The sequence below is a fragment of the Rheinheimera sp. genome (assembly GCF_036568245.1).
Classification (GTDB): domain Bacteria; phylum Pseudomonadota; class Gammaproteobacteria; order Enterobacterales; family Alteromonadaceae; genus Alishewanella.
The window spans coordinates 1-8,776 of the sequence record NZ_DATCSY010000256.1 but is presented as its reverse complement, the minus strand read 5'-3'; the positions used below and the strand labels follow the sequence as shown (position 1 = coordinate 8,776).

Annotated in this window: 12 protein-coding genes; 7 read left to right on the top strand and 5 right to left on the bottom strand. The window is 50.8% G+C overall.

Features of this window, described 5'->3' with window-relative positions; translation table 11 throughout:
- Positions 1 to 790: NAD(+) diphosphatase (nudC, locus tag VIN66_RS11760; RefSeq protein WP_331924168.1), on the bottom strand; the 790-nt coding region annotated here is incomplete at its 3' end.
- A gap of 147 nt (positions 791 to 937) precedes the next feature.
- Between nudC and rsd the strand changes: the two genes are divergently transcribed.
- Entirely contained in the window at positions 938 to 1,423 is a 486-nt protein-coding gene (gene rsd / locus VIN66_RS11755; RefSeq protein ID WP_331924167.1) for a sigma D regulator, read from the top strand.
- Between the two features lie 53 nt (positions 1,424 to 1,476).
- On the opposite strand, the gene fkpA is transcribed toward rsd, so the two are convergent.
- Positions 1,477 to 2,199 (bottom strand): FKBP-type peptidyl-prolyl cis-trans isomerase, encoded by a 723-nt coding sequence (fkpA, locus tag VIN66_RS11750; RefSeq protein WP_414709891.1) that lies wholly within the window; start codon positions 2,197 to 2,199, stop codon positions 1,477 to 1,479.
- Between the two features lie 123 nt (positions 2,200 to 2,322).
- On the opposite strand from fkpA, the gene VIN66_RS11745 reads away from it, so the two are divergent.
- Both VIN66_RS11745 and VIN66_RS11740 read left to right on the top strand, forming a co-directional pair.
- Positions 2,323 to 3,303: a WD40 repeat domain-containing protein gene (locus VIN66_RS11745; RefSeq protein ID WP_331924165.1), complete on the top strand. Its 981-nt coding sequence runs from the start codon at positions 2,323 to 2,325 to the stop codon at positions 3,301 to 3,303.
- Positions 3,290 to 3,517, top strand: coding sequence for a SlyX family protein (locus tag VIN66_RS11740; protein WP_134058456.1), 228 nt, complete (start codon positions 3,290 to 3,292; stop codon positions 3,515 to 3,517). The genes VIN66_RS11745 and VIN66_RS11740 overlap by 14 nt, the downstream gene beginning before the upstream one ends.
- On the opposite strand, the gene VIN66_RS11735 is transcribed toward VIN66_RS11740, so the two are convergent.
- The gene (locus tag VIN66_RS11735; RefSeq protein WP_226768265.1) at positions 3,514 to 3,720 is read right to left on the bottom strand and encodes a YheV family putative zinc ribbon protein; all 207 of its coding nucleotides are present in this window, start codon (positions 3,718 to 3,720) and stop codon (positions 3,514 to 3,516) included. The genes VIN66_RS11740 and VIN66_RS11735 overlap by 4 nt on opposite strands.
- A 104-nt stretch (positions 3,721 to 3,824) precedes the next feature.
- Here VIN66_RS11735 and VIN66_RS11730 point away from each other — a divergent pair, with 104 nt between their 5' ends.
- The 3 genes from VIN66_RS11730 to VIN66_RS11720 all read left to right on the top strand — a co-directional run bounded on the left by VIN66_RS11730 (position 3,825) and on the right by VIN66_RS11720 (position 6,430).
- Positions 3,825 to 5,732, top strand: coding sequence for an ABC transporter ATP-binding protein (locus VIN66_RS11730; RefSeq protein WP_331924164.1), 1,908 nt, complete (start codon positions 3,825 to 3,827; stop codon positions 5,730 to 5,732).
- Positions 5,725 to 6,201, top strand: a complete 477-nt coding sequence (locus VIN66_RS11725) for a TIGR02444 family protein (RefSeq protein WP_331924163.1) — start codon at positions 5,725 to 5,727, stop codon at positions 6,199 to 6,201. The genes VIN66_RS11730 and VIN66_RS11725 overlap by 8 nt, the downstream gene beginning before the upstream one ends.
- An 88-nt stretch (positions 6,202 to 6,289) precedes the next feature.
- Positions 6,290 to 6,430, top strand: coding sequence for a DUF3149 domain-containing protein (locus VIN66_RS11720; RefSeq protein WP_331924162.1), 141 nt, complete (start codon positions 6,290 to 6,292; stop codon positions 6,428 to 6,430).
- A gap of 9 nt (positions 6,431 to 6,439) precedes the next feature.
- Here the strand turns inward: VIN66_RS11720 and fdxA are convergent, their stop codons facing one another.
- Positions 6,440 to 6,766, bottom strand: coding sequence for a ferredoxin FdxA (gene fdxA / locus VIN66_RS11715; RefSeq protein ID WP_331924169.1), 327 nt, complete (start codon positions 6,764 to 6,766; stop codon positions 6,440 to 6,442).
- Positions 6,767 to 6,923: 157 nt separating this feature from the next.
- On the opposite strand from fdxA, the gene VIN66_RS11710 reads away from it, so the two are divergent.
- Positions 6,924 to 8,537, top strand: coding sequence for an NAD(P)/FAD-dependent oxidoreductase (locus tag VIN66_RS11710; RefSeq protein WP_331924161.1), 1,614 nt, complete (start codon positions 6,924 to 6,926; stop codon positions 8,535 to 8,537).
- Positions 8,538 to 8,553: 16 nt separating this feature from the next.
- On the opposite strand, the gene VIN66_RS11705 is transcribed toward VIN66_RS11710, so the two are convergent.
- The coding region (locus tag VIN66_RS11705) for an amidohydrolase family protein (RefSeq protein WP_331924160.1) at positions 8,554 to 8,776 on the bottom strand (223 nt) is incomplete at its 5' end.

The following is an 8,776-nucleotide window of genomic DNA, read 5'->3' as shown; positions in this document are numbered from 1 at the left end:
TACCGGCCATTTTCTGTATCTGCGCGATGATCTGGCCAGATAGTGTTTCAATCGGTGGTACTTGCGGTAACTCGTTTAATGAAAACCAGCCTGCTTCTTCAATTTCCTGTGGCTGACAAACAATGTCTCCACCGGCATAATCCGCAATAAAACCGGTCATAAGCGAATGCGGAAAAGGCCAGGGCTGGCTGCCTACGTAACGCAGGTTAACAATATCAATACCCACCTCTTCTTTTACTTCGCGCACGGCGGCCTGCTCTAAAGTTTCTGCAGATTCAACGAAGCCGGCCAGAATAGAATAAAAGCCCGCCCGGTGCCGGCTGGACCGCGCCAGCAAAATTTTATCATGATGTAGAATACCCACCAGTACACACGGGGCGATACGCGGATAACAGCGATGACCGCACTTATTGCACAGCATCGCCAGCTCCCAGTTCACCAGACTCATAGCACTGCCACACTGACCGCAGAAGCGGTGCGTCTGCAAAAATAACGCAACCTGCACTGCCCGCGCAGCCAGCTCAAAAATACGCTCGCCAGCTGCCAGTAACTCACGGGCTGACACCCACTGTGTGTCGTCCGTTATCTGGTCATGATTAATCAGCAGATAGGCATCAACATTGTTATCCTGCCCGAGGTAGCAAACCTGCTCCGGTTCAGCCGACAATGTAAGCTCCCGGTATTCTCCAACCGGCACCTGCCCTGCTTTATTCAGCCAAATCCGGCCACGGTTGACAACAAACCAGCGGCCATAGGATTGTGCTTCTACGTTGAGACTATGTTTGATCATCCGTTGTCCTCTGCGGTACTCTGTCATCCAATGCTATGATAATGCTGTTCACTGGGCTGACCAATAAAAAAACGGTTGATCTTTGCAGTAAAATTCATTTAATTAGACACTATTCGCAGCGTAGTTGCTGTACTTAAGGAGAAGGCAATGTACACCCGTGTGCAAAAAGCGCGACAAAAATGGGGTGGTTCATTAACTGCCATCGATAACTGGCTGGATGAACGACAGCAGCTCATCGTAAGTTACTGCAAACTAGCCTCTCTGCCCCCCTTTGATGATAAACGCACTACAATGCCTGCCCAATCTGCTGTGCAGGAATTCTGCCAACTGTTGGTAGATTATTTATCTGCAGGGCATTTTGAAGTGTATGAGCGTATCGTCTCCGAATGCGCGGTAAATGGTACTGACAGCCGTAAGCTGGCGGATAGCCTGTACCCCAAAATTGCCGTATCAACCGATTTAGCACTGAATTTTAATGACCTGTATGCAGACCATCTGAGCACCCGTCATAGCGGCGCTTTTGACCGGGAATTGTCAGAGCTGGGGCAAGCGTTGGAAGAACGTTTTGCTTATGAGGATGAGCTTATCCATACCTTGCATGAAAAGCACACCGATAACAGCCTGTCAGCTTAAACAAAACACAAAAAAAGCGGCAAAAAGCCGCTTTTTTTAATTAACGCCGCGGATTATTTTTCTTCAGCTTCTGCAGCAACAATATCCAGCAGTTCAACTTCAAACACTAATACGCTATTTGGCTTGATCACGCCCATGTCGCGCTCACCATAAGCCAGTTCTGATGGGATAGTGAATTTGAATTTTGAACCCACATTCATCAGCTGAACACCTTCGGTCCAACCCGGAATCACGCGGTTCAGTGGGAACTGCGCGGGTTCACCGCGATCGACAGAACTATCGAACTTGGTACCGTCAACTAAAGTACCGGTATAGTGTACTTTCACGGTGTCAGTCGCTTTTGGTTTAGCGCCTTCTGCGGCTTGTAGCACTTCATACTGTAAGCCAGATTCTGTCACTGTTACGCCTTCTTTCTTAGCGTTCTCTTCCAGATAAGCCTTACCTGCAGCAATAGCCTGCGCCGCTTCAGCCTCAGCAATAGCGGTTTGTTTTTCACGGAACTGCTCTTCCAGAGCCGTCATCATGGTTTGCACTTCTTCTTCAGTTAACGCAGTTTTGTCTGCTACCGCGTCCTGCACACCACGTAAAATTAATGCGCTATCCAATGACAAGCCCATTTTGCTGTATTCGTCCAGCGTGCTGTCCAGATAACGACCAACAGAAACACCTAAGCTGTATGATTGCTTCGCTTCATCAGTATCCAGTACTGCAGGCTTCTGCTCGGCTTCTTTCTGGCAGGCGGTAAGGGTAATAACAGCCACTGCGACCAGTGACATTTTGGTGACTAAGCGCATTCGGTTCTCCAAGATTTACGCAGCCAGGCTGCAAAAGTATGTTTTAATAGTGTCCAATGAACTGACCTATACTAACGGTTTGTGCGGATGAGGTTAACACCCGACATGAAATATCCTGTGTTTTTTCTGCTATTACTGCTTGCTGGCTGCGAAAAACTGACAACTTCACCACCGGTGCAACAATTACCACATGTCGCCCAAGGTAGTTATGCCGCTGCTTTGTCCGACGATGCCAGCTACAGCGCGGTGTCATCCATTCAGGATGGTGTAGCATTGTGGGATTTGCAGAATAATGCGCTGAAGTATCAATGGAAGCACAACGACAATGCGGAGAACCTGGTATTCAGCCTGGCAATTAGCCACAACAATAGCCATGTACTGACAGCGGATCAGAACACTTATGCGTTATGGGACATAACAAGCGGCAAAAACGCCGGCTTTTGGCAAATTGATGCAGCGACAGTGCGCGATGTCGCGGTGTCAGATAATGGTGCGCATTTACTGATAGGTAAAAGCGATGGCGGCGTGCAACATATCACACTGGCCAGCGGCCGGCGGCTGGAATTTTTGGGCCATACAGAGCGCATTAACAGTGTTGCAATGTCCCCCAATGGCCGTTATGCGCTGACCGGTGGAAACGATTACAAAGCACACTTATGGGACACGCAGAGCGCTCAGATTATCTACAGTTTTAGCCACCCCAGCCGGGTAACTAAAGTGGCACTTGATCCACAGGGCCGTTATGCCTTCACAGCTGACAGCCAGGACTTAGCGCAAATCTGGGATATAAAAACCGGCCAGTTAGTCAGCAAGCTGCAATTTACTGCCCGTCAGCAGATCTTCAGTGCGGTGCGTTTCAGTAGCGATGGCAAGTATCTGGCAACCGGCGCACCAACCCGCAAGCTGGCTCTATGGGATATACAAACCGGGCGTGAATTGCAAAGCTGGCAGGTGTCAGTACGCGAGGACAGCAGGCCACCCAGCGCGGTGGTGCACGCAGTAGCATTTTTGAATAGTAATCAACTTATCAGCGAAAGCTCCAGTGGCATTGCCGAAGTATGGGAGATAAAACATGACAGTAAATGAGCAAGAGCTTCAGCTGCACATTGTCGAGCTGGAAAGCAAACTGGCTTTCCAGGAAGACACCGTTAACAGCCTGAGCAATGAACTGCTGGAACACCAAAAGAAAATAGACCGCCTGCAACAGCAAGTGATGTTATTGGCGGAAAAGCTGCGTAACCTGCCGGATGAGCAAGGCATTTTGCGGCCGGAAGAAGAGCCGCCACCACCGCACTATTAATCGGGTTTAAATACCCCTATTACCTGCTCGGCGGCACGGCTGGCTTTGGCTATCTGTGCCTCCGGTTGCACCATCTGATGGCCGCACGCTACGCACTCTACTTTTTCGACATTATTTTCCAAAAACAGCATCATCGTATCCGTCGCCTTACATTTCGGACAACTGGCGCCAGCAATAAAACGTTTCTTTTTACGTGTTGTCATTTGGTTTCCCGTCTGTTTGCTGCAGCATTTTTACGCGCCAAGCCTTGGTTTGTTGGCTTGATACGGGTAAATTAGCAGCCCAATTCAGTTACACAGGTAAAAACATGATCCAGCTGCAACAGGTCGAACTGCGCCGTGGTATTCAATGTTTGTTTCAGGGTGCCGATCTTACCGTATTTCCGGGGCAAAAGGTGGGAATTGTCGGTGCCAACGGTTGTGGTAAATCCAGCCTGTTTGCCCTGCTGCAAAATAAACTGCACGCCGATGCGGGTAACGTCAGTATTCCGGCCAGCTGGCAAATTGCTACCGTAGCACAGGAAACCCCGGCACTGGACTGCAGCGCGATGGATTATGTGTTACAAGGCGATGAACAGTTATACCCGCTACTGCTGAAAGTCCGCACCGGTTGCAGCGAATCAGACCTGGCCGCTGTACATCTGCAAATAGAGGCTCTGGACGGCTACCGCGCTGAAGCAAAAGCCGGCGTGTTACTGGATGGTTTAGGTTTTAGCGGTGATGCCCAGCAACAGGCGGTAAAGTCATTCTCCGGTGGCTGGCGGATGCGGTTAAACCTGGCTAGGGCGCTGATGCAGCGCGCTGAACTGTTGTTACTGGATGAACCAACCAACCACCTGGATTTAGACGCCGTGTTGTGGTTGGAAAAGTATCTGAGTAATTACCAGGGCACTTTGCTGCTTATCAGCCATGACCGCGACTTTCTTGATGCCGTAACAGATAATATTGTGCATATTGAACGCCAGACACTGACGCTGTACAAAGGCAACTACAGCCAGTTCGAACGCCAGCGCGCCGAGCAACTGGCACAGCACCAGTCTAACTTTGAAAAGCAGCAGCGGCAGGTAGCGCACTTACAGAAATTTATCGATCGTTTTAAGGCACAGGCCACTAAAGCCCGGCAGGCGCAAAGCCGGATCAAAGCGCTTGAGCGCATGACCATATTGGCGCCGGCGCATGTCGACTCACCGTTTAGCTTTAGTTTTCGCGAACCCAAAGCACTGCCAAACCCGCTGCTGAAAATGGACAATGTGCAAGCCGGTTATGCCGATAAAGTCATTTTAAGCCAGATAAAATTTCAGTTGTTACCCGGCAGCCGTATTGGCCTGCTGGGCCGCAATGGCGCCGGTAAATCAACGCTGATTAAGCTGCTTTCCGGCAGTATGGCACCGCAAAGTGGTGATGTTTGGTTCGCCAATGGTGTGAGTCTGGGCTACTTCGCCCAGCATCAGCTGGAAACACTGCGCCCACAGGACTCGCCACTACAACATCTGGTGCGGCTAGACCCGCAGGTGCCAGAGCAAAAGTTACGCGACTTTTTGGGCGGCTTTGGTTTTCATGGCGACAAAGCGCTGGAAGCCTGTGCGCCGTTTTCCGGTGGCGAAAAAGCCCGTCTGGTGCTGGCGTTAATTGTGTATCAGCGCCCTAACCTGCTGCTGCTGGATGAACCAACTAACCACCTTGATTTAGATATGCGCGAGGCCATCGTGATGGCGCTGCAGGAGTTTGAAGGTGCTATCGTGATTGTGTCGCACGACCGCCACCTGTTAAGCAGCTGTACTGATGAGTTTTATCTGGTAGCCCATGGTCGCGTTGCCCCGTTTGACGGTGACCTGGCCGATTACTACCAGTGGCTGCAGCAAGACGCCCGCAAAGCGGCCAATGCTGCTGCCACACAAGCGCCAGCCAGCAACAATGCGCCGCGAAAAGATCAGAAACGCCTCGAAGCGGACCTACGCAATTTGCTGCGCCCGGTGAAGCAAAAAATTGACAAGCTGGAGCAACAACAGGAAAAGCTCACGACAGAACTGGCAGTCATTGAAGAGAAAATGGCCGACCCGGAGATATATGACGCCAAACGCAAAGCGGAACTAACGGAATTACTGGCCAAACAAGCCAGCGCCAGCAGCAGTCTGGCCAGTATTGAAGAAGACTGGTTTATGGCTCAGGAAGAGCTGGAGCAAAAAACCGAACAATTCTGGCAGCAAAATGGCTGACCGGATTAGCGCTGACGAACTGTGGCAATTCAGCCTGGCGCTATACCCAAAGGTGAAATCAGCCTGTCTTAGTTTGCAGGATGAACATGGCGCCAATGTTAACCTGCTGCTGTTACTGTGCTTGCTGGAACAGCGCCAGCTGAGCCTGACGCGGGACCAACTCTGCCAGCTAAGCACCACGTTGCAGCGTTTTAGCGTGCAGTTTACTCAGCCGCTGCGCGCACTGCGTAAACAAAGCTGCACCGCTATGCTGACAACAGCGCAGCAACAGCAACTCAAACAAAGTCTGCTGCAAACCGAGCTGCAGCTGGAGAAATTAGAGCAGCAGTTGTTATTGCAGCATTGCCCGCCGTTAACAGACTCTGCTGCCCCACTGCTGGAGCTTTATCTGGCGCAGCTAACCAATGACATCACGGCCTATCAACAGCAAATATTTGATCTGCGTCAAGCCTTCGTCAGCCTAAGCTAAGCACATACGCCTGGTTTGATCTGGGTCAGGTTAATACCAATCTCCTCGTTCTAGACTTGGCTTATCAGTTCAGCATGAGGGCAATATTATGAACCTGTGGCACGAATTTACCCGCGACCCGGTAATCTTTATCTCTTTCACCGGTTTGGCAATAGTGATCGGTCTGTGTGCGTTTTACGCCTGGTACTTTATCTATAAAGTGAGCCACGCTGAGCCTGACGAGAAATAAGCAGGGCGCTTAATCAACCTGCAAATACTGCAGTTTATCCGGTATTCCATTCCAGGCATCTGCGTCGGCGGGTGCCGGTTTAACTTCGCGGATATTCGGCCATAGCTCAGCCAATTCTGCATTTAGCGCAACAAAGGCTTGTTGTTCTGCTGGTACTTTATCTTCCTGGACTATGGCATTGGCCGGGCATTCCGGCTCACACAGACCACAATCTATGCAAATGGTTGGGCTGATTGCCAGAAAATTCGGCCCTTCAAAAAATGCATCGACCGGGCATACCGCCACGCAATCGGTGTATTTGCATTTAATACAGTTGTCCAGTACCACAAAGGCCATAGTGAAAAGTGTTCCCTGTTGCTCAGGCTGGCGATCATACTGTAGCAGAGTGAAAAAACAAGTTAGCCGTTGCGTCATTAAATGACGTAAAATAGCCTCCATCTTGTGAGTTGCCGGGCCTGTTGCCCGGTAGCAATGACACCGATACGGAACCCTTATGCTGCGTCTTACCGAAATTAAACTGCCGTTAAACCATGATGAAAGCGCTATTAACGCCGCTATTATCGCCAAGTTAAATATCAAACCAGAACAACTGCATAGCGTGAATGTGTTTAAACGCGGTTTTGACGCCCGTAAGAAAACCGATATTCAACTCATATACACCTTAGATATTGAAGTCGACAACGAAGCCGCGCTGCTGAGCACATTCGCTAAAGATCCGCATGTAAAACCCGCGCCGGATACCCGTTACAAATTTGTCGCGCAAGCACCGGTAAACCTGACTGAACGCCCAATAGTCATTGGCCTTGGCCCGTGCGGTTTATTTGCCGGTTTGCTGCTGGCACAAATGGGCTTTAAACCCATTATTCTTGAACGCGGTAAAGAGGTGCGCGAGCGTACCAAAGATACCTTCGGCTTCTGGCGTGGCAAAGAGCTGAATACCGAATCAAACGTGCAGTATGGCGAAGGTGGCGCCGGTACGTTCTCTGATGGCAAGCTGTACAGTCAGGTTAAAGATCCGAAGCATTATGGCCGCAAAGTAATGAGCGAGTTCGTCGCCGCCGGTGCACCGGAAGAAATCATGTACGTAAGTAAACCGCATATCGGTACCTTCAAACTGGTGGCGATGGTAGAGAAAATGCGCGCGAATATTATTGAGCTTGGCGGCGAGATACGCTTTAGCAGCCGCGTTGACGATTTGCATATCACTGATGGCCAGCTAACAGGCCTGACATTATCCAGCGGCGAGCAACTTCACAGCCGCCACATCGTGCTGGCGGTTGGCCACAGTGCCCGTGATACCTTCCAGATGCTGTACGACAAAGGTGTATACGTTGAAGCCAAGCCGTTCTCGATTGGTTTTCGCATTGAGCATGAGCAATCGATGATTGACGAGTGCCGCTTTGGCCCAAATGCCGGTAACCCTATTCTGGGCGCTGCCGATTATAAGCTGGTGCATCATTGCACTAATGGCCGCAGTGTATACAGCTTTTGTATGTGCCCGGGCGGCACTGTGGTAGCCGCCGCATCTGAAACCGGCCGTGTTGTCACCAATGGTATGAGCCAGTACTCACGCCATGAACGTAATGCCAACAGCGCCATAGTAGTAGGTATTGACCCCGAACGCGATTACCCCGGCCATCCGCTGGCTGGCATAGCATTACAGCGCCAGTTGGAAGAACAGGCCTTTAAACTGGGTGGTGAAAACTACCACGCGCCAGCACAGCTGATTGGTGATTTCCTTGCAGGTAAAGCCTCCAGCGAACTGGGTGACGTGAAACCATCTTACACGCCAGGCATCACCTTAACCGATTTAGCGCAGGCGCTGCCGGATTTTGCCGTTGCCGCACTGCGCGAAGCTATACCGGCATTTGATAAGCAAATTAAAGGCTTTGCTAAAGCAGACGGTTTGCTAACAGGGGTGGAAACCCGCACGTCGTCGCCGATCAGCATTAAGCGGGGGGCAGATTATCAGAGTATCAATACCAAAGGGTTATATCCGGCCGGCGAAGGTGCTGGCTATGCCGGCGGTATACTGTCTGCCGGTATTGACGGCATTAAGATAGCAGAGGCAGTTGCCCTTGCCATGTTGGCCGAAGCGGGCGCTTAAGCGCCCGCTGGTGTCGTCAGTTTAGGGTCAGTGAAGCGGTAAACGGCTTCACGCCGACCACCGGATACAACTCTTGCGGTTTGTAGTAATGAGCGCCTTTAAACACCAGGGCTACCTTACGGATATCGCTGATATTTTTTGTCGGGTCGCCATCAATCACCAATAAATCGGCATTTTTACCGGCAGTGATGGAACCACTGTAATGGGCCGCGCCTACCAGCCGCGCAGACTCCAGGCTG